Origin of the sequence: Nodosilinea sp. FACHB-141 (genome assembly GCF_014696135.1) — a bacterium.
In the GTDB taxonomy this organism is placed as follows: domain Bacteria; phylum Cyanobacteriota; class Cyanobacteriia; order Phormidesmidales; family Phormidesmidaceae; genus Nodosilinea.
Genome location: NZ_JACJPP010000011.1, coordinates 231,546 through 251,618, shown reverse-complemented (window position 1 = coordinate 251,618; position 20,073 = coordinate 231,546). Strand labels below are relative to the sequence as shown.

Genomic DNA, 20,073 nt, shown 5'->3' with positions numbered 1-20,073 from the left:
TAGGGAGTGGGGGAGTAATGGGGTAGGGGAGTTGGGGAGTAATTGAGGGTTCAACACTTAAATCACCTAATCACTCCATCACCCCGTACCCCTATCACCCTCGCAACCTGGGCCGAAAGTTCCGCAACCGCAGCGCATTCGTCACCACTGACACGGAGCTGAAGGCCATCGCGGCTCCGGCAATAATCGGGCTGAGCAGCCAGCCAAAGATGGGGTAGAGGATGCCCGCCGCGATCGGGATGCCTGCGACGTTGTAGATGAAGGCGAAGAACAGGTTTTGGCGAATATTGGCCATAGTGGCGCGGGAGAGCTGAATGGCGGTGACGATGCCGTGCAGGTCGCCGGAGATCAGGGTGATGTCGCTGGCGGCGATCGCCACATCTGTGCCCGTGCCGATCGCCATACCGACATCCGCTTGAGCGAGGGCAGGGGCGTCGTTGATGCCGTCGCCCACCATGGCCACGATCTTGCCTTCCCATTGCAGACTTTCGACTTGGGCGGCTTTTTGGCCGGGGCGCACCTCGGCAAAGACGCGGGTAACACCGACTTCGCGGGCAATCACCTCGGCGGTGCGGCGGTTGTCGCCGGTTAGCATCACCACCTCCAGCCCCATGCGTTGCAGGGTGCGAATAGCGGCAGCAGAGGAGGGTTTAACCGCATCGGCGATGCCCAGAATGGCTTCTACCCGACCATCAACGGCCAGCCACACCACGGTACGACCCAAATATTCGGTGCGCTCCCACTGCTGCTGTAGGCGATCGGTGGCGATGCCAAGTTCTTGCATCCAGCGGTGGGTGCCAATCTGGACGCGTTGACCCGCCACAGTGCCCTGAACACCGCTTCCGGCAACGGCCTCAAAGCTTTGAGCCTCCTCTAGGGTCACCCCTTGAGATTGGGCATAGTTGACCACAGCTTCGGCTAAGGGATGCTCGGAGTTGCGTTCTAGAGAGCCCGCCAGCTTCAGTAAGTGCAGTTCAGTCGCTGTGCCGTTGATAGTCAAGTAATCCGTGACAGTCGGCTTGCCTTGGGTAATGGTGCCCGTCTTATCGAGCACGATGGTTTGAATTTTGTGGGCTAGCTCCAGACTGTCAGCTCCTTTAATGAGGATGCCGTTCTCAGCGCCTTTGCCCGTGCCCACCATAATCGAGGTCGGCGTCGCCAGGCCCAAAGCACAGGGACAGGCAATAATCAGCACGCCCACGGTGGTAACCAGCGCCATGGTGACGTTGCCCATGACGTTGTACCAAACAATAAAGGTAAGAATCGCGATCGCCATCACCATCGGCACAAACCAGGCTGTCACGCGATCGGCCATCTTCTGAATCGGGGCCTTTGACCCCTGGGCCTGCTGCACCAGCTTGACGATCTGCGCCAAAAACGTGTCTTTGCCCACGCGGGTAGCGCGAAACTTGAAGCTGCCGGTTTTATTTAGCGTTGCCCCAATCACCTCGTCACCGACCGTCTTCTGCACGGGCACGCTTTCCCCCGTCACCATCGCCTCATCCAGGGTAGAAGCGCCTTCGACGATTTCGCCATCCACCGGAATTTTCTCGCCAGGACGCACCAGAATGATGTCGCCCGGCACCACCTCAGCGATGGGAATATCAACTTCTTGACCCCGGCGAATCACCCGCGCGGTTTTGGCCTGCAAGCCCATCAGTTTGCGGATGGCTTCGGAGGTTTGGCCCTTGGCCCGGTTCTCCAACAGTCGTCCCAGCAAAATCAGGGCGATAATCACCGCAGCAGCTTCAAAGTACACGTCAGGGTTGAGCCCTTGGTCAATGAACCACTGGGGGTAGAGGGTAGGGAACAGCGAATAGAGAAACGCGGTGCCGGTGCCCACGGCCACCAGCGTATCCATGCTAGCCGAGTGGCGCTTGAGAGCTTTCCAGGCGTTGATGTAGAAGGAATTGCCCGCCCAGAACAGCACAGGCGTGGTCGGCACCAGCTGAACCCAGGGGTTGTGTAGCCACATGGGAATGAACGGAATCGGCAGTCCCGTCATCATCGGCAACGAGCCGAGCACTAAAATGGCGGCGATCGCTAGGCTAAACACAGCTTTGCGAGTGAGTTTGCGGTTTTCAGCTTCTCGCTCTCGCCGCTCGACATCGTCTTCTAGGGCCATAACATCATCCAGGGGCTGGGCTTTGTAGCCCGCCTCATCCACCGCCGCCTGAATCTCGGCTGGATTCGTTTGCCGAGGGTTGTAGGTGACAGCCGCTTGCTCAGCCCCAAAATTGACGTTACAGACATCGACACCGGGCACCGAGCGAATGGCGGCTTCGACATTGCTAGCGCAGGCGGCACAACTCATGCCCCGCAGCTTAAAGGTTTGGTTTTCCATCGCTTTGATCCTCAAATTTTGAGTAGGCTACGGGCTCAGGCAACGGTGTAGCCGGCAGTGGCGATCGCCTGCTTAATCTCGCTTTCCGATGCTGCGGTAGTAACGTTGACCTGCTTCGTTTTGGGGTCAGCATTCACCTGGGCCGTGGCATCGATCGCTTGAATTGCCTGGGTGACGGTATCGACACAGGCAGAACAAGCCAGGTTAGGAACAGTCAGCTGAATCGTCATGGCTAAGCCTTTGAACTCGTATGGCTCTATGGTGAAGCTTCCAGTGAGCTAGAGAGTCAAGGGGTAAGTGTACATTTATTTTGCTCGGCTAGCCCGGCAGGTCACATGAGGCTAAATAGGGCGATCGCACCCTACAGCTACACAACGTCAATGGTTATCCCTTGTGGATGCAGCAAGGTGTCCTTCCCGCTAGCTATTCCATTCATCGTTCAACGCTCACCCTTTGCCCTAAACTCGCCTCAGAAGGCATTGTTTATTTAAGCTGCCGTCCCAATCAACCACCCTGAACAGGGGAGGTTGAAAGGCCTGCAACCTTGCCACTTCGGCAAATTCTAGAGATTATGGCTTAAAAAGCAGCGCCGACAAGGCCTTAAGCAATTTGAAAGGTAAAGCCTTAGCCTTCTAAAGGCTTCCTAGAAAACAAACAATGTGTCACCAGCGGTTTGACGACACAATTATGTCTCAATGACATTAAATCTGGCCTCAACGACACTGATACGTCACCGATGACAAATAGTGAGTCACTGTACACTATTTAAGCGGGTGGGGGGAATCGAACCCCCATCATTAGCTTGGAAGGCTAAGGTTTTACCACTAAACTACACCCGCAAACCAGTTTTTACTTTACCACAATGGGTCTGGGAGCTGAGCTACTTGGGGCCGCCAAATATCGAGCTAACTAACCCTCATACCTTTTGATGGATACGATACCAGACGCCTTGAACTAAATCTTTATAATGAGGGGCCAGCACTACCTGTTGTAAGGCGGCAAGATTTCCCTCTGTAGTGCGCTAGCCCCAGGGTTGAGCGGTGTGTGGATGACCTGCTGCTGTTGTTTAGAGAGTTAGAGTTTGCCTGTGTCTGCATCTGCATCGACAGCTTATCTATTAGTATCTCACGGTAGCCGCGACCCACGACCCGGGCAAGGCATGGAGCGGTTGGCTCACTTCGTGCGATCGCAGGAACCTGGCCTGTGGGGGAATCAGCCAAGCCCTCCAGACTGTTCAGATAGCCGTATGGAGCTTGGTGAACGGGCGGCAATGGAGCGATCGGCGACTAGTCAGGCGGCATCATTTCTGCGGCGGGCTCCAGCGTTAGACTGGCTGCGCCCCAGCACGACTAGCCCTCTTGGGGAAGAAGCCGGTATTTTTCGCAGCCGAGTCTCTCAGCCCGAGACGGTGAATGGTCCGCTGGTGGGCACCGCCTGCCTTGAAGTTGGAGCCGTGCCGCTGCATCAGCAAATTGTCGCCTTTAGCCAGCGGGCCCAGGCCGCAGGAGTACATCGAGTGCGGGTACTCCCCTTGTTCTTGCTGGCTGGCGTCCACGTGATGGAAGACATTCCAGCGGAGGTCGAGTTGGCCCGTCACGAGCTGCCGGGCTTAAGCCTAGAGATCTGCCCGCACTTGGGCAGCCATCCCGGTCTTATAGGTCTCTTGCGCCACAAGCTAAGCACCACCGCCACCGAAGCGCTAATTGTGTTGTCCCACGGCAGCCGCCGACCCGGGGGCAATGCTCCTATTTACGCCCTGGCTCAGGGGCTGGGGGGCACTGCCGCCTTTTGGGCAGTTGCCCCCAGCCTAGATACCCAAGTGATTCACTATATGCAGAGTGGGGTGCAACGGGTAGCAATTTTGCCCTATTTCTTGTTCGCGGGCAGCACCACCGACGCCATTACCCACCACACCGAAGAGCTGGCCGAGCGCTTTCCTCGAATGGGGTTTCATCTGCTGCCGCCGCTGGGGCCTTCGCCCGAGCTGGCCAATCTGGTGATTGACCTTGCCCTCCATCGCATACCGACCAAGCCTCAGGAGGCGCTGGTACCGATGCAGCGGGTGGCCTTTCGCCACGCGGTTCACCCGTCGTCGCTCGTGTCTTAGGCACAGCGATCGCTACCTTGGGTCGGCAACGGTCTACCCTAGAGAATGGCCAATTTCCTCAGCCAGCCTTTTTGTTTTTTATTTGGATTTGATCACGCCTATGGTGTCGGCAGCTTCTCGGCCTACAGTCCAGCCCCAGGGGGGCCAACCCTACGGCATGGTTTACCTGGTCGGCGCGGGGCCGGGCGATCCGGGTCTGTTTACGCTGCGGGGCAAGGGGCTGTTGGAGTGCGCTGATGTAGTCATCCATGACGCCTTGGTAAGCGCTCCTATCTTGGCCATGATTAACCCCCAGGCCACAGTGATCAACGCGGGCAAGCGGCGCGGTCGCCATTCCTTAGGGCAAGAGGAAATCAATCAGCTGATCATCGATCAGGCCAAAGCCCACGCTGTAGTAGTGCGCCTCAAAGGGGGTGACCCCTTTGTGTTTGGGCGCGGCGGCGAAGAAATGGCGGCCTTAGTAGAAGCCGGCATTCGGGTAGAAGTAGTGCCGGGCATTACGGCTGGAGTCGCGGTACCAGCCTATGCGGGCATTCCGGTTACCCACCGCAGCCAAAGTTCGTCAGTGACCTTTGTGACCGGCCATGAGTCGGCCGGCAAGTATCGACCGAGGGTAAACTGGCGCGCCCTGGCCCAGGGGTCTGAAACCATTGTGGTGTACATGGGCATTCACAACCTGGGGACGATTACCGCCGAGCTGCTCGCGGCCGACCTTAGCGCCGACACCCCTGTAGCGCTGATTCGTTGGGGCACCTACCCGCAGCAAGAAACGCTGATTGGCACGCTGACCACTATCGTGGCCCAGGTGGCAGAGACGGGGTTTGAAGCTCCGGCGATCGCCGTGATCGGCTCGGTAGTGAACTGGCACAAGGTCTTTAGCCACTGCCGCCCCACCGGCACCCTTTGGCCTTAGCCCTACCGTAGAGAGGCTATAGGACACCCAGAGTCTAGATACACTTGCGGTAAGTTCTAACGTTTTCCGCGAGGTAATTGCTATGGCTGGGGTGCCCACGCCAGGTCTAGACCTGATCAAAACCTTTGAGGGCTTGAGTCTACAAGCCTACCCAGACCCCAAGACCGGGAATTTGCCCATCACTATTGGCTGGGGTTCGACCCGCGATAAGGATGGTCAACCCTTCAAGCTGGGCGATCGCATCACCCGAGAGGAGGCCGACGAGCTACTAATGCGGCAAGTCGCCAACAATTACCTACCGCCGCAGGAGCGCATTCCCACCTGGTCAACGATGAATGACAACCAGCGGGGGGCGATTCTCAGCTTTGCCTACAATCTGGGTGCCTACTTTTACGGGTCCAGCGGCTTTGAAACCATCTCGCGGGTGCTGCGCAATCAGGAGTGGCAGAACCTTGAGGCGGCCCTAATTCTTTACCGTAACCCCGGCACCAATGTGGAGGAAGGGCTGCTGCGCCGCCGCTTGTCAGAGGCCAATGTGTTTCTAGCAGGCACACCGGGGGTAGCCCTCAGCACCGCCGGACAGCGTTATCTGGCGGGCGGTCGCACCCCCAGCGGCAATCGCTATCTGAGCCAAGAGGCCCAGGCCTATCTGGCCAATCGACCCGCAGTATCGGGCAGCGGCGGCGGGGTACCGACAGCCTCGGGGCCGCGACTGCTATCTCTCACCAACCCCTACACCAATGGTCAGGATGTGCAGCAGGTGCAGCAGGCGCTGGTGCGCTGGGGGGCAAATCTAGTTGCGGACGGATATTTTGGTCCGGCGACGGCGATCGCCGTCGAGCAGTTTCAGCGATCGCAGGGCCTTCCGGCTGATGGTGTTGTTGGCCCCCAAACTTGGGCGCGGCTGCAACAGTCGCCTCCCGCCCCGTCCCTCGCCCAGAACCGGCTGCTGCGGCTCACCAACCCGCTCACCTCGGGCAGCGACGTGCTGACGCTGCAGCAGGCTCTCAGCCGCCAGGGCATTGCCGTCACCGCCGACGGCATCTTTGGCCCTGGCACCGATCGCGCCGTGCGCCAGTTCCAAGCCAGCCGAGGACTGACCGCCGATGGCGTCGTCGGCCCCGAAACCTGGACAAGGCTACAACAGCAGACCACCACCCCGCCCACCCCGACCTCGCCCTCCTTTATACGAGTGCTGCGGTTGGCCAACCCCTATACCCGAGGCAACGATGTGCGGGCTGTGCAGCAGGCGATCGCCCGTGCCGGATTTTCGGTAGTAGCCGACGGAGTGTTTGGCCCCGGCACCGATCGCGCTGTACGCCAGTATCAGGCCAGCCGAGGCTTAACCGCCGATGGTGTTGTCGGCTCCCGTACCCGCGCCAGTTTAGGGGTCTAATGAGCAAAACCGCCATGTTCGCCTAGACGCTTTGCAGATCACCCTATCTATGTCCCCCCAGCACCCTAAAGCTGGGGGAAATGAAATCAATTATTTTGCTTTTTACAAGTCGCGAGATCGTGGTGCTTGAAAGTTGTTTTTTACAGCTCTAGAGATATTTGATTACCCGATCTACTGATTGTTGAAAATTTTATAAATTGGGCTGTTCATCTCACTCGAGGAAATCTTACAATCTTCTGTCTGGAGCGATAGGTTCCAATAAGACATTCTCATACCGAATCCTATTGGGTTACACCCGGTTTGTAGGGGCATTGCAGTGCAATGCCCCTACGAGATCTCTGTTGTGAACCGGGGTTTCTCAAGGTAGATTTTGTATCAGAAGACAATTGTTGGGAAGTCCTGTTTCTTGCAGCAGAAGTGAAATCTTCTTGAATTCTACTCTCTAAAAAGGGCCAGTGGGATCAACAGATAACTAAAAGCTACAGCGCACCGCCTTTAAAGCGCCCGCTCAGGTAGGCTAACTGCACCTAATTTATGTGAATTCTGAGTAATTTAACGCGTTGCGGAACATAAGCTGGCCTTTTGGCTTCTACGTTAAGGGGTTAAACTCGTGGCCTGGCTTCTTCTAACGGACTATGCCAGGTTTGACTAAAATTTGGGGCCATTCGGGCAAAGGGGCGGCGATCGCCTACAATCGATCTGCTAATTTGCCTATTGATGTGTAGGACTTGAGAGTGGCGGAATTTATGTACAGCAGTTACCAATACAAAAGGAAGAAGCCGCGTCGCCGTTTACGGTTGGCGCTGTTTCTGCTGCTGCTGATTGGCATTCCTGTTGGTATTGAGTTGCTAACGCGATTGGTGGCCCACGCCACGGGCACCAGCGATCGCTTCACCGCTAATCCGGCCTCTGACGTCATTGATTCTTACCATCTGCGGTTTGTCAGTCGGAATGGACAGCCCTACGCAGGTCTGCCCAGCGACGGCAAATTGAACGCTCTGCGCGACCCCCTACTGGGCTATCGGCTGGCGGGCAACCAGCAGAGCAATTTTTGGCAGATCAACGACAGCGGCTTTCGAGACGAAGAAGCCGTGCCTAGCGCCAAGGCAGCGGGGGAGATTAGAATTTTTGTCCTCGGTGGTTCGACAGCTTTTGGGCAGCTTAGCTCCAACAACCAAACCACCTTTGCCAGCAAGCTAGAAACCCGGCTCAACGATCAAGTTGCCCAGCAGCGGGCTAACCCCGGGCAGTTTCAACCCAGTGCGCTGCCCTTCCGGGCTGACCAGGTGCAAAAAGCCCTAGCGCTGCCACCGCGCATTCGCGATGGGCAATATCGAGTTGTGAATGCAGCCGTACCCGGTTACGCGTCGGGTAATGCGCTAGCCATGCTGACCCAACGAGTAGCCGCTTACAATCCAGACTTTGTAGTGGTGATGGGGGGTTACGCCGACCTGATGTTGCCTAGCGCCGACCGGGGCAGCGATGTGCCGGGGCTAGAGCAATATTTGACCGGGGAAAGCCAGTCGTTTGGCGCTCAGCTGAGTAAGCAGACGCGGGCTTGGTTTGACCAGCTCTATGTGGTGCAGGGCATCAAACGCTACGGTATGCAACGCCAGCAAGCAGAGCCGCGCCTGGCAGAACCGCTCAATCTCTACTCACCCACTTTGGATGCCACCCTTAGCGATCGCCTGCCCGCCGACCAAGCCGAACTCGAACAGCGCATCGATCGCTACGGTCGCCACATGCGGCAGATGGTGAGCTGGGCCGCAGCCAATAAAAAGCGCCTCATCATCGCCATTGAGCCAGAGATCTCTAGTCGCAAGCCAGAGTCTCTGACTCCTGAAGAATCGGCGATTTTGGGCGAGTTAGACAATGTTTACCTAGAGCAAATGCGCGCTGGATTTGCAGGTTTAGCTGCTGTTGCTAACCAGGCCAAGACCCAGTCAGCCAATGCTCAGGTGTTGAATTTTTACCCGCTCTATGAAGACTTTGCGGGGCAGGCGTTTCAAAGCCCAGCAGGGTTAACCGATGAGGCCTACACGCTCATATCAGACCGGCTCTATGAGGCGATCGCCAACCAAGTGGCCCTTCAACCCGAGCCCTACGGGCTATAAATACAAAAGCATCGGGTAGACACGCAAAATCTACCTAACGCTAAAAGGATATGGAATGGACGTCGTTGAAAATGTCTGAATTTTCGCTGTTGAACCCATTTACGTCCCTCATGCAGAGAAAGTCTTTGATGGGAGCTAACTCCTCAAGAGAAAAGGACACTAGCCGATTAACCGCATACACTTCCGGTGACTCACACAATGAATCAACCAGGCGTGGACAATAAAAATGAACCCCAATATTCCTCTTTGTTGAAAGGTCTACAAAAAAGTCAACGGCATCTTCATAGGAGTGGGGTAAATCACACAGATCTCTGATAAATGCTGAGGATTACAGCGGCCCTAAAGCTGACAAAGCACCTTACGTTTGCCGATCGCTCCCCAATTCAAGCAAGGCCTGTCGTAACTGCGTTAGTACACTCGACTTGATGAATAAAGTCAAGCATGAGAGATGTGGATTTCTCGGGATACCAGAGTCCCCATTCGTGCCAACCTTCCTCTACGGTAACTAGTCTGGAATCTGGAATTATTGCAGCCATCTCTCGTGCGACACTTATTGGTTCAGTCAGGTCTTTTTCTGACCATAGCAACAGGCAAGGAGCTTCAATTTTTGGCAGTAAATGTTTCAGATTTACCTGTAAGGAAAGTAGTAACGCTTGAATAGCGTTTCCTGTGTTGAACAAAAGGTTATGGGAGAAGACTCGGGGAATATCAACCAATTTTAATCTTAGCCTTGGAAGAAGCAATTGGGCTGTCATTTCAATTGCCCTTCTTGGTATTATCTCTGGGATAGATACAGTCGGAATGCCGGTACTATCTACTAGAATCAAACTTTTTATTCTGTCTGGAGCAAGAGCAGATAAAGCAATTGAAATTCCTCCTCCAAACGAGTGCCCTACGAGGTGTACTTGTTGAAGATTTAAGGCATCCAGAAACGAAAGTAAAAATTTAGCGTAGCCGTCGTAGTCGGGAATGAGGTTCGAGTAGGGCGAGCGGGCAAAACTGGGCAAATCAGGAGCAATTACAGGATGGTGCTGTGCTAGGAGGGTTAGGACTTCATGATAAGGCACAGCAGAAATCCCCCAACCATGCAGAAGCACAATAGGAGCTGAATCTAACTTCAGCCCGCCCTGGGTATAAAAAATCTTGCAATCCCCCAGATCGACAGAATGCTCATGCAACTGGGATTGCGATGTAGAAGCTTGGCTGAAAAACATGCACTTGCCATTCTTACTATCTCTGTGACTGTAACAAGCCCTGATACTTTATGGGGCTCTCTCAAGAGGGATAAGCGCTACTGCTGACTGCAAACGGTTCTTGTAATCCTCTCTATCTAGCGATCGCCATCAGCGACAGCCTACACTCTTATACCTACGGCAATAATTGTTGCTTGCCCGTTCCATAGCACTTGTTAGTAAATCACCCTACAAAGAAATGGTTCGTTGCGGTCAGAAGAAAAGCTGAGGATTGCAATAACTCTAAAGCCGACAACGCATCCTACGTTTTCTAAGACACGCGTGTTTGCTTATCAAGCTACACGCTCAAATGGATTCATTCTCCACCAGCTGGGCACAAATTTTGATCGATTATATTACAGCAGAGTCGCAGCCTTGGTTAGGTCAAGCACCTCGCAATCAAACTATCTTACCTATACTCTATGTTAAATCAGTTTTTTGATGGTAGGTCGTCCTATTTGATTATCTCTATTAAGAACCGCATAGGAATGCTTTTAGCGAATCAGAGTGATGTTTAATTGGGGATGTCTACTTGTCAATAACCATTCTACGTCTACCAAACTATGCTACATAAAAAAACAAACTTCTTGCTCTCAATCGCACTATTAGCGCTGGGCTTACCCCTACTATCAATACAGCCCAGCAAGGCTCAGCAGCCTGCTATAGGCACTGTTCAAAGCTTAAATGTGGGCGATCGCGCCTGTTATGTCGAAGTGGTAAATGACGAGGGAGAAACGTTTACAGAATTTGCCGACTTTGAGATTTGTGAGCAAAATCTCGTTGGCGAGCAGGTACGATTTACCTATGAAATGGGCGACATCCAAGCGGCTTCGTGTCAAGGCGATCCCGAATGCGCTGACACAGAAACGGTGATGCTGATTACCCAAGCCCAAGTTATATCAGAACCTAACCCAGAACCACGGCCCGCCCTCAGCCGAGTGCAAGATTTGCCAGACGGTACCTACCGCTACTGGAACGGTACCCCTAGCAGCAGTGTTGTCTCCGATGCGGCACTACTTGAAAACGGCGGCGTCACTTTCACTTTCAGCAAGCGGGGCAGCGCTATTACAGGGGTCTTTGGCTATGTTGATGGGGAAGCAATTTGTGTGCAAGGCCAGGTGAGTGGCAATACGATATCGGGTTTTGCAGTTCAAAATTTGCAGGGGGCTAAAGTCCTCAGCACCGGAGAAACATTTCAAAGTTTTGGCCCCAGCGGCTATTTGCAAGTGCGTCGAGGTCGCCAGGTTAGCCCCAGCGTAGTGCGCTACGGCAGCGCCTTACTAAACCTCAACAACCTTAACCGCATTAATGCGGGTAGCCGAGTACCGCCACGGGGCTGTTAAATGCGATTCCCTCAGCGGGCTAACGCAGCAGCAGGGCGATCGCGTCGAGTAGGTCGCTGAGGTCGTAGGGCTTGAGCAAAAAGGCGCTGGCTCCAGCAGCTAGCGCCTTCTCCTGATAGGTGGGCAAGCCACTGGTGCCAATAATCTTAACGCTGGGCTGCATAGCTTTAAGCCGCTGAATCAGGGTAATGCCATCCATGCCCGGCATCATCATATCGACCACCACCAGGGAGGTCGGCTGCTGAACAAAGCAGTCTAGCGCCTCAAAGCCATTGCTGGCCATCACAATGCGGTAGTTGTAGCTGAGCAGCAGCGATCGCACCGAATCTTGCACCGAGGCATCGTCCTCTACCACCAGCAGCAGTTCCCCCCGGCCTTGCTGGGGAGCGTCGGGCCCGTCGGCCTCGGGGGCATCGCTGACCGAGGGCTGGGTGAGAGCCGGCAGATAGACCTGCATCTGGGTGCCTTGACCCACCTCGCTAACCACTTGCACAAAGCCATCGCTCGCCTTAACAATGCCCAACACCGTGGCCAGCCCCAGCCCGGTGCCCTGGCCCGGTGCTTTGGTGGTAAAGAAAGGGTCAAAGATGCGATCGCACAGCTCCGGATCAATACCCGTGCCCGTGTCGGCCACTGTCAGCCGCACATACTGGCCCGCATGAGCATCGAGGTGGGCTTGAGCCAAGGCCGCATCTACCGTTACCAGCTCCGCCGCCAGGGTCAACCTACCGCCCTCGTGCATAGCGTCGCGGGCGTTGACGCACAGGTTCATCAGCACCTGATGCAGGTGGGTTGGGTCAACGCTGACCCAAAGTTCCTGGCCATTGGCCGTGGCTAACTCCGGCAGTTGTAGGTCTATGTGCTTGGGCAAACTCTGCTGCAAAATATGCCCCAGATCTTGCAGCAGCGGCCCCAAGTTGACCTCCGTGCGTGTGCCGCTGCTGCTGCGGGTAATCGATAAAATTTGCTGCACCATGCTGGCCCCGCGCTTGGCGCTCTCTTCCAGCAGTCGCAGATGATCTTGAGCTTTGTCGCTGAGGTGACGCTGGGTAAGGCGCAGCAGTTGGGCAATGGTGACAATGGGGGTAAACACGTTGTTGAGGTCGTGGGCAATGCCGCTGGCCAGCCGCCCCAGGCTCTCGACCCGCTGGGCCTGGTAAAACTGCGCCTCCAGAGACTTTTTGGCGGTGATGTCGGTCTCAACGGTGAGAATAAATTTGGGCTGCCCGACCTCGTCGCGCACCAGGGTCCAGCGGGCGGCGACGCTCACCGCTTGATCGGTTTTAGTAAACCGGTCGAGTTCGCCGCGCCACTCGCCGCGCTCTAGCAGGGCGGGCATCATCTCGCCGTGCTGGGCGGTTTCGCTGCGTAGCAGGTCGTAGGCCACCTGGCCCACCACCTCCTCGGCGGCAAAGCCGTAGAGGCGCTCGGCCCCCCGGTTCCAGTAGAGCAGGTGATGGTCGAGGTCGCGCACGGTGATAGCGTCGGAGGCGATGTCGAGCAGGGCTGCCTGTTCGCGAATTTTGCGCTCGGCGGTTTTGCGCCCGGTAATGTCGCGCCCCTCGGGCACCAGCATAATCACCTGACCCTGCTCATCTAAGACCGGCTTAATCGAGAAGTCAACCCAGGCGGCGGAGCCGTCGGCCCAGATGTGCTGATTTTCCATGCGCACGGTCTCACCCTGAGCGGCGCGGCCGATCGCCTGCCGCAGACGCTCCCGCTGCTCAGGGAAGTGATCCCACCAGGGGGTGAGCCAGAAGGGCTGGCCAATCACCGCCTCGGCTTCAACCGCAATCACGCTCAGGGCCGTGCGGTTGACGTCGAGCACGGTGCCGTCGGTTTTGAGCAGGCCAATAAACTCAAAAGTGCTGTCAAAGATGGCCCGCAGCTTGCGTTCGCTCTCCTTAAGGGCGGCGTCGGCCTGCCGCCGCTCGGTGACATTGCGAAACAGCACCGCCACCTGACGCAGTTCCGGTGCGCCGAAGCGAAAGCCAAAGACGTCAAACCAGCGCTCCATTTCTTCGGCGTGATCTTCAAAGCGCACGGGCTCACCGGTGAGCGCCACTCGGCCCAGCTTTTCAAACCAGTGGGTTTCGAGGTTAGGCAACATTTCGCGGGCGCGTTTGCCCTTGGCATCGATCAGGCCCGTCTGCTGCGCAAAGGTGGGGTTGATGTCGAGGAAACGATAGTCGATGGGGCGATCGCCCTCGTCAAAGAGCATCTCGATGACGCAAAACCCCTCGTCCATGGAGTTGAACAGCAGGCGATACTTTTCTTCTGAGTCGCGCAGGGCGGCCTCGGAGCGTTTGCGCTCGGTAATGTCGATCGCGCCGCCATAGATCCGATCGTCGTCGGCATGAAGCCGCGCCTTCCACAGCAGCCAGCGGTAGGAGCCGTCTTTGTGGCGGTAGCGATTCTCAAAGGCCAAGGTGTTGCGCCCTTCGAAGATCGCGGTAGTTTCGTTGACAGAGGCTGCCAAATCGTCGGGGTGGACAAAGTCACGCCAGGGAACAGCGGTCATTTCGGCGGCGGTCCAGCCCAGGGCCTTCTCAAAGGTAGGGCTGACCCAGCGAAAGTAGCCGCTGCGATCGCTAATCGTGCGCAGATCAAACCCCACCGCTAAGAACCGATCGCGATCGCGCTCTAGCTGCTTGCGCTCGGTGATGTCGTAGTTGACGGAGGTCACCACCCAGCAGCCCTCAGCAATTTCGCGCGAGGCAAAGTCACTGCGAAACCAGCGCATCGTGCCATCTTGATGGCGAAATCGGTACTCAGCGGTAGTCTGGCCGCCGGCAAAAAAGTCGTTAAAGAGGGGCATAATCACCCGATCGCGATCGTCGGGGTGCACCTGGGCCAGCCAAAACTGTTTGTCGTCATAGACGCTGCGGGGGTAGCCAAACAGCTGTTCGCACCCGGCAGACCAATATACATACTCGAAGCTGCCGTCGGCGTAGACTTGAAAGCTGTCGATTGCGGCGATCGCGCTGTCTAAAATACCGCTGAGCTTCGCCTCCGACGCCTTGAGGGAAAGCTCTAGCCGTTTGCAGCGGCTCAGCTCAGCCACGGGGCTAATTAAGGCAGTGGGCTTACCGATTAGAGCACTCACCCGAGCAACGAGATCTACCGCTTCAACGGGTTTTCTCAAGGTTTCTGTGGCCCAGAGTGGGGTGTCTAGGGCCTCACTCGTCAACAGCAGTAGGGGGCTTTTGGGCAGATGGGCGCGCAACTCTGGCCCCAGACTCAACCCCACAGCCCCATCGAGAATGACTAAGTCATATGGTCCCTTGACGATTAGGCTAGCGATATCGCTGCGGGTGACGCGGGGGTCAAGACAAGCCACCTCCACCGAGTACGCTACGCTGTCCAGCAGCAGCTTCAGAGCCTGGGCAACCAGCGGTTCGGGTTCTATCACCAGCAGTTTCATTGGGCGTTCCAGCGGCAAACGGTCTAAACCCAGATCCTAAGGAAATCAAAGGGTGGTGTAGGGGAAACAAGGCCGTTTCGCAACGAAATCCGGTTCCTTCACAAAGAAACATTGAGGGGTTTTTCGTTCTAGCAATAATTTAATGACCCTGCGCCTAGGAGGGTTGAGTCGGGCATGCTGGGCTCAGCATCCGTCAAGGGTCGTTAAAAACGTGTCATCGCTGATTGTTCTGTTGCTAATTTGCGCTGGGGTTGGGGTAGGAGCGATCGCCCTCCTCAGCCGCCAGGCTAACTCCACCTCGCCTAAGCCGACCCAAGCGCACGGGACTGACACTGCTCAGTCCTACTCCTACAGCTGTCAGAAGTATCTGTTCACCCAAGCAGAGACTACTTTTTACCACGCGTTGCAGAATGCTACCCAGGGTCAGTATCTAGTCTTTGGCAAAGTGCGCGTTGCCGATGTGCTCAAACCCCAAACCGACAACCGAGGCGATTGGCAGCGGGCCTTCAACAAGATATCGGCTAAGCATTTTGATTTTGTGCTCTGCGATCGCACCAGCCTCAAAGTTCTGGCCGCCGTTGAACTCGACGACAGCAGCCACCAGCGTGTAGACCGGATCAAACGGGACGATTTTCTCAACCAGGCCGTCAAGAGCGCTGGGCTACCCCTAAGTCGCTTTCCGGTGCAGACCGCCTACGATCGCGAAGACATTCAGCACCACATTACCCAAACACTGGGACTGCCTCAGTCCGAGAAAGCCAAGCCAGAGATCAAGTCAAAGGCCAAACTAGTCGAGCCCAGCGCCAAACCAAAGCCAAAGCCCAAACCTAAAGTGCCTCCCACCAAACCATAGGCGACAGTGCCTTCCGCTGCGGCCCCATTCCTCCAGGTGTGCTTCATGCATTTTCTGTTAGGGTTGGCAGTGGTGTTGAGTTTTCAACATTGGGGTTGAATCCTCACCGATAGCATTGAATCCGCAACGATGAAGCTACTCTGCATTAGTAACGGCCACGGCGAAGACGGCATTGCGGTTCGCATTCTCAAGCAGCTGCGCCAACTGCCCGGTGCGCCGACCCTGGCCGCGCTGCCGATCGTGGGTGAGGGTCGCGCCTATGAGAAAGCGGGTATTGCCATCCAGGGGCCGACCCAAGCGATGCCCTCTGGCGGCTTTATCTACATGGATCGCTATCAGCTGTGGCGCGATTTGCAGGGGGGGTTGGTGGGGTTAACCTTAGCCCAGCTTAAAACTGCCCGTCAGTGGGCCAAAAGCGGTGGCAAAATTTTGGCGGTGGGGGATATCGTGCCCCTAGCGATCGCCTGGCAGAGCGGCGCTGAATATTTTTTCACTGGCACCGCCAAGTCAGAATACTATTTGCGTAACGAAACGGGGCGCTTGCCTGGTCGCCCTCCCCTGGAAGGCTGGTCGGGCTCGGTCTACGTGCCGTGGGAGCGCTGGCTGATGGCTCGCCCCCGCTGCCAAGGGGCTTTTGTGCGCGATCAGCTCACCGCTGACCTGCTGCAAAAGCGCGGGGTACCGGCCCTCTACCCCGGCAACCCCATGATGGACGACCTGGACACCAGCGCCGACAAGCTAGCCCAGCTGACGGCCACCTTTGCCCCAGCCCCAGCTCAACTCACGCTGGCCCTGCTGCCCGGCTCGCGCGCGCCCGAAGCTTTTGACAACTGGCAGCGAATGGTGAGCGCGATCGCAGCGGTAATGGAGACCTTCAGCGACCGCCAAGTGCGTCTGCTTGCTGCCCTCGCCCCCTCCCTCAACTTGGCTGCATTTAAAGATGTCCTGCTAGACGCTGGGTGGCAGCCGGTTGCTGAAAAATACCCCACCTTCCAGCGAAACAATGGTGTGCTGGTGTTGACCACCAATGCCTTTGCCGAATGCCTGCACCTGGCCGACGCGGCGATCGCGACCGCTGGCACCGCCACCGAGCAGGCGGTTGGCCTGGGCAAGCCCGTCTTCACCTTCCCTGGACCTGGGCCGCAGTTCACCTACGCCTTTGCCGAGTCTCAATCAAGGTTGCTGGGGCAATCGATCATTTTGCTTAGCCAGCCCAGTGAAACGGGGGCGGCGCTGCAAGCCTGCCTGGCCGATGGCTCCCGGCTTCAGAGCATTGCCGAGAACGGTCGCCGCCGCATGGGTTTGCCCGGGGCGGCCAAGGCGATCGCCAAAACCCTGCACCAGCACTACACCGTGCCCTACTCCGACGCCACCTCTTCAGCCACCTGATTGCGGCTGGGGTCGCCATAGCGAAACGGCCCTGTCTGCATGACCACCTTCGTCCTCAGGTCGGCAGGCGCTTCCGCCGCGCCCCAGTGGGCCTGAATCGCCTGCAACAGCTGATCTTGCTGCACCCTCAGGTCGGGGATGTCCCAGCCCTTGTTGATAATGGCAAACCACACCGGCCCCTTTTCGGCCGTGGGCACCATTCCCGCCAGGGCGCTGACCTCCGCTAGGCTGCCGGTCTTGACTGCAGCCGTGGCAGGAATGCGGCGATCGATGAGGGTGCCCATGTCCTCTCCAGAGACTGGCAATACGTCGGCCACCGAAAAACCCTGGCCGCTCAGCTCTCGCTGAATGGCCACCGTCATAGCCACTGCCGCCCGCGCCGACATCTGGTTGTCTACCCCTAGGCCCGACCCGTTGACCAAGCTGAGTTCACCCGGCGGTAATTCTGCTGCCGCTGTCGCTTTGGTCATCACTGGCCCCGGTCCGCCCGCCAAGCTAGCCACCATTTCCGCCATGACATTGTTGCTGTAAATGTTCATCGCCTTGAGCAGGGCCACCAGCGGCAGCGACTGATGCTGCACTACCCACTCCACATCGCTGGTCTCTAGCTCCGCCGCCGGCACCCAGCGGGCCGTACCGACAATCTCTAGGCTGGGCTGCGGCGTGCCGGGCGGCAGGTTGGCGTAGGCCTGGCGGGCCTCCCAGGTCCAGGTTGAAGCCGACATCACCTGCTGCAAATCCGCCAGAGAATCCGTCGGCTCCTCCCCAAAATTCATGGTGAAGGAGCCGCTCACCAAAATCTCCCCGGTCACTCGCTGAATGCCCAACTCTTGCAGGCGGTTGGCCAGCACTATGCCTTCTTCCCACACAAACAGCGGATCGCCGCTGCCCTGAATCACCAGGTCGCCGTCGAGTACGCCATCGGCTTGGAGAGTGCCGCGCATGCCCACCCGAGTCTCGAAATGGTGGTCGAGAGGCCAGGTTTTAAGGGCGGCTAGGGTGGTCGCCAGCTTAGTTAGCGAGGCAGCGGGCATCAGCACGTCGCCCCGATGCTCGGCGATCGCGCTCTGGCCCACCTGAATCCAAACGCCCTGGTCGGGTACTGACCAGCCCTGCCGCTGCAGCCCCGCCACATAGTCAGCCACGATTGCCTCTACTACTGGGTCGCGGGCCAGCTCCGCAATCCACGGCGACTGCCACTCAATTTGCAACGCGGCGGGGTTGAGCCCAGACGGCTGCAGGGGCTTGGGTTCTCCCATGCCTAACAGGATTGAGAACAGGCCCAGGGGCAGGGCCATTAGCGATAGGGAAGTCACCGATTGCGAATCCTCCACGCGGTGTAGCCCAATCTCGGGCGATACCCGACTAAGATACACCAGATGGCTGGCAGTGAGCGGAGAGATGGACTTGGAGCGAGGGGAATACCAAGAGCGAACTCACCCCTGATTCAAACCGGCAACTCCAAGGTCAGTTCCCGAGCCTTTACCCTGTACCTTGAACCCTATACCCTCCCTAGTTCACGCCGATGATTGTCTGCATTGCTGACCTGCTGACCCCGGATGAAGTCGCCCAAATCAAAGAGGGCTTAGCCCAGGCCGCGTTTGTGCCGGGGGAGACGACGGCGGGCTGGCACGCCAAGCTAGTTAAGCAGAACGAGCAGGCAGCTAAGCAGGCGGCCGTTGAGCCGTTGAAGGTGGTGGTGCAAAAGGCTCTGGCGCGAAATGCGCTGTTTCAGGCGATCGCATGCCCGCGCATCGTCCATTCCCTGCTGTTTAGCCGCTACGGGGTGGGGATGAGTTACGGGCGGCACACCGACAATGCCCTGATGGGAGGCGCTAACTTCTATCGCTCAGATGTGTCGCTGACGGTGTTTCTGAGCGGGCCCGACGATTATGACGGCGGCGAACTGGTGATTGAGGGGGCTGACAGCGAGCAGCCCTACAAACTGGCGGCGGGGAGCGCTATTGTCTACCCATCCACTACGCTGCATCGGGTGGAGCCGGTGGTGAGGGGCGATCGCATTGTGGTCGTGGGCTGGGTGCAAAGCCTGGTGCGTGATGCCGCCCGCCGCGAAATTCTCTTTGACCTCGAAACTGTAAAGCGCACCCTGTTTGCCCAAACCGGCAAAACCCCAGAGTTTGACCTGCTGACCAAAACCACCGCCAACCTGCTGCGCCAATGGGCTGAGTAGGGGCACAGGGCTGTGCATGACCTATTCTTCTGGAATAATCCCTCTTGTCCCCAGGTTTGGGAGCAAAATGTCTGCTACCTCTGGAAAATGTCGTTTCATACAGTTGTCGCACACCCCATGGGTGAAGCCGACATCTGAATATTGCTGAATAAACGACTCCACGGTTGACCAGTAGCCCTCATCGTTGCGAATGCCCTTGCAATAAGAGCAAATGGGAATTAACCCAGCCATCAGCTCCATTTTTTCTAGCGCCTCAGCCAATTGCGAAGACACCCGCTGTAGCTCTAACTGCATCACTACCTGGCGCGCCAGAGCTTCTAAAGTCCTGATTTGGCAGACTTCTAAAGTCCTAGGTTTTCTGTCAATCACACACAGCGTTCCGAGCGGCTGACCACCAGGAGAAATTAAAGGCACTCCAGCATAGAATCGAATGCCTAGCTCGCCGGTTACCAGCGGGTTGTTAGCAAACCGCTCGTCCTCGGCAGCATCATTCACAATCATGATCGCTGGGCTCAAGATGGCGTGGGCGCAGAATGAAACATCTCGGCCGGTCTCTTGCGCCACAACACCCACCTTAGATTTAAACCACTGCCGCTCTGCGTCAACCAAGCTGATGAGCGCAATGGGCACATCGCAGATGAAGGCGGCAAGCGAAGTGATGTCGTCGTAGGAACGCTCGGCGGGTGTATCTAAAACCTTGTATTGCCTGAGCGCTTCAAGTCGATCAGCTTCTTGGGTAGGTATGTTGGCTTGCATCAGATTGCGGC

The 20,073-nt window shown here is 56.9% G+C and carries 14 protein-coding genes and 1 tRNA gene; 8 read left to right on the top strand and 7 right to left on the bottom strand.

Going from position 1 to position 20,073, the window contains the following annotated elements; all coding sequences use genetic code 11:
- Positions 1–94: 94 nt before the first annotated feature.
- The 3 genes from H6F59_RS09735 to H6F59_RS09725 all read right to left on the bottom strand — a co-directional run bounded on the left by H6F59_RS09735 (position 95) and on the right by H6F59_RS09725 (position 3,183).
- A complete protein-coding gene (locus tag H6F59_RS09735) occupies positions 95–2,344 on the bottom strand; it encodes a heavy metal translocating P-type ATPase (RefSeq protein WP_190698304.1) in 2,250 nt (749 codons plus the stop codon).
- 35 nt (positions 2,345–2,379) lie between these two features.
- Positions 2,380–2,574: a heavy-metal-associated domain-containing protein gene (locus H6F59_RS09730; RefSeq protein WP_190698302.1), complete on the bottom strand. Its 195-nt coding sequence runs from the start codon at positions 2,572–2,574 to the stop codon at positions 2,380–2,382.
- A 538-nt stretch (positions 2,575–3,112) separates the two neighbouring features.
- Positions 3,113–3,183, bottom strand: a tRNA-Gly gene (locus H6F59_RS09725).
- Between the two features lie 320 nt (positions 3,184–3,503).
- Between H6F59_RS09725 and H6F59_RS09720 the strand changes: the two genes are divergently transcribed.
- The 4 genes from H6F59_RS09720 (at position 3,504) to H6F59_RS09705 (ending at position 8,874) form a co-directional block, all read left to right on the top strand.
- Entirely contained in the window at positions 3,504–4,451 is a 948-nt protein-coding gene (locus tag H6F59_RS09720; protein WP_190698298.1) for a sirohydrochlorin chelatase, read from the top strand.
- Positions 4,452–4,551: 100 nt separating this feature from the next.
- Positions 4,552–5,364, top strand: a complete 813-nt coding sequence (gene cobA, locus H6F59_RS09715; protein WP_190698295.1) for a uroporphyrinogen-III C-methyltransferase — start codon at positions 4,552–4,554, stop codon at positions 5,362–5,364.
- Between the two features lie 82 nt (positions 5,365–5,446).
- The gene (locus H6F59_RS09710; protein ID WP_190698292.1) at positions 5,447–6,760 is read left to right on the top strand and encodes a peptidoglycan-binding protein; all 1,314 of its coding nucleotides are present in this window, start codon (positions 5,447–5,449) and stop codon (positions 6,758–6,760) included.
- A 746-nt stretch (positions 6,761–7,506) separates the two neighbouring features.
- Complete coding sequence (locus H6F59_RS09705; protein ID WP_206755198.1) at positions 7,507–8,874, top strand: SGNH/GDSL hydrolase family protein; 1,368 nt, start codon at positions 7,507–7,509, stop codon at positions 8,872–8,874.
- Positions 8,875–9,257: 383 nt separating this feature from the next.
- Here H6F59_RS09705 and H6F59_RS09700 read toward each other — a convergent pair whose 3' ends face one another.
- On the bottom strand, positions 9,258–10,088 hold the full coding sequence (locus H6F59_RS09700) for an alpha/beta fold hydrolase (protein ID WP_190698287.1): 831 nt from the start codon (positions 10,086–10,088) through the stop codon (positions 9,258–9,260).
- 581 nt (positions 10,089–10,669) lie between these two features.
- Here H6F59_RS09700 and H6F59_RS09695 point away from each other — a divergent pair.
- Positions 10,670–11,449 carry a hypothetical protein gene (locus H6F59_RS09695; RefSeq protein WP_190698284.1) on the top strand — a complete coding sequence of 260 codons (780 nt, stop codon included), beginning with the start codon at positions 10,670–10,672 and terminating at the stop codon, positions 11,447–11,449.
- Between the two features lie 19 nt (positions 11,450–11,468).
- On the opposite strand, the gene H6F59_RS09690 is transcribed toward H6F59_RS09695, so the two are convergent.
- Complete coding sequence (locus H6F59_RS09690) at positions 11,469–14,873, bottom strand: PAS domain S-box protein (protein WP_190698281.1); 3,405 nt, start codon at positions 14,871–14,873, stop codon at positions 11,469–11,471.
- 211 nt (positions 14,874–15,084) lie between these two features.
- Here H6F59_RS09690 and H6F59_RS09685 point away from each other — a divergent pair, with 211 nt between their 5' ends.
- Positions 15,085–15,726: a DUF2726 domain-containing protein gene (locus H6F59_RS09685; RefSeq protein ID WP_190698278.1), complete on the top strand. Its 642-nt coding sequence runs from the start codon at positions 15,085–15,087 to the stop codon at positions 15,724–15,726.
- 129 nt (positions 15,727–15,855) lie between these two features.
- A complete protein-coding gene (locus H6F59_RS09680) occupies positions 15,856–17,115 on the top strand; it encodes a lipid-A-disaccharide synthase-related protein (protein ID WP_190698275.1) in 1,260 nt (419 codons plus the stop codon).
- Here H6F59_RS09680 and H6F59_RS09675 read toward each other — a convergent pair.
- Entirely contained in the window at positions 17,085–18,431 is a 1,347-nt protein-coding gene (locus H6F59_RS09675; protein ID WP_313887169.1) for a D-alanyl-D-alanine carboxypeptidase, read from the bottom strand. The two genes, H6F59_RS09680 and H6F59_RS09675, sit on opposite strands and share 31 nt — an antisense overlap.
- A 209-nt stretch (positions 18,432–18,640) precedes the next feature.
- Between H6F59_RS09675 and H6F59_RS09670 the strand changes: the two genes are divergently transcribed.
- Positions 18,641–19,306 (top strand): Fe2+-dependent dioxygenase, encoded by a 666-nt coding sequence (locus tag H6F59_RS09670; protein ID WP_190698271.1) that lies wholly within the window; start codon positions 18,641–18,643, stop codon positions 19,304–19,306.
- A 21-nt stretch (positions 19,307–19,327) separates the two neighbouring features.
- On the opposite strand, the gene H6F59_RS09665 is transcribed toward H6F59_RS09670, so the two are convergent.
- On the bottom strand, positions 19,328–20,062 hold the full coding sequence (locus H6F59_RS09665) for a GAF domain-containing protein (protein ID WP_190698268.1): 735 nt from the start codon (positions 20,060–20,062) through the stop codon (positions 19,328–19,330).
- Positions 20,063–20,073: the final 11 nt, after the last annotated feature.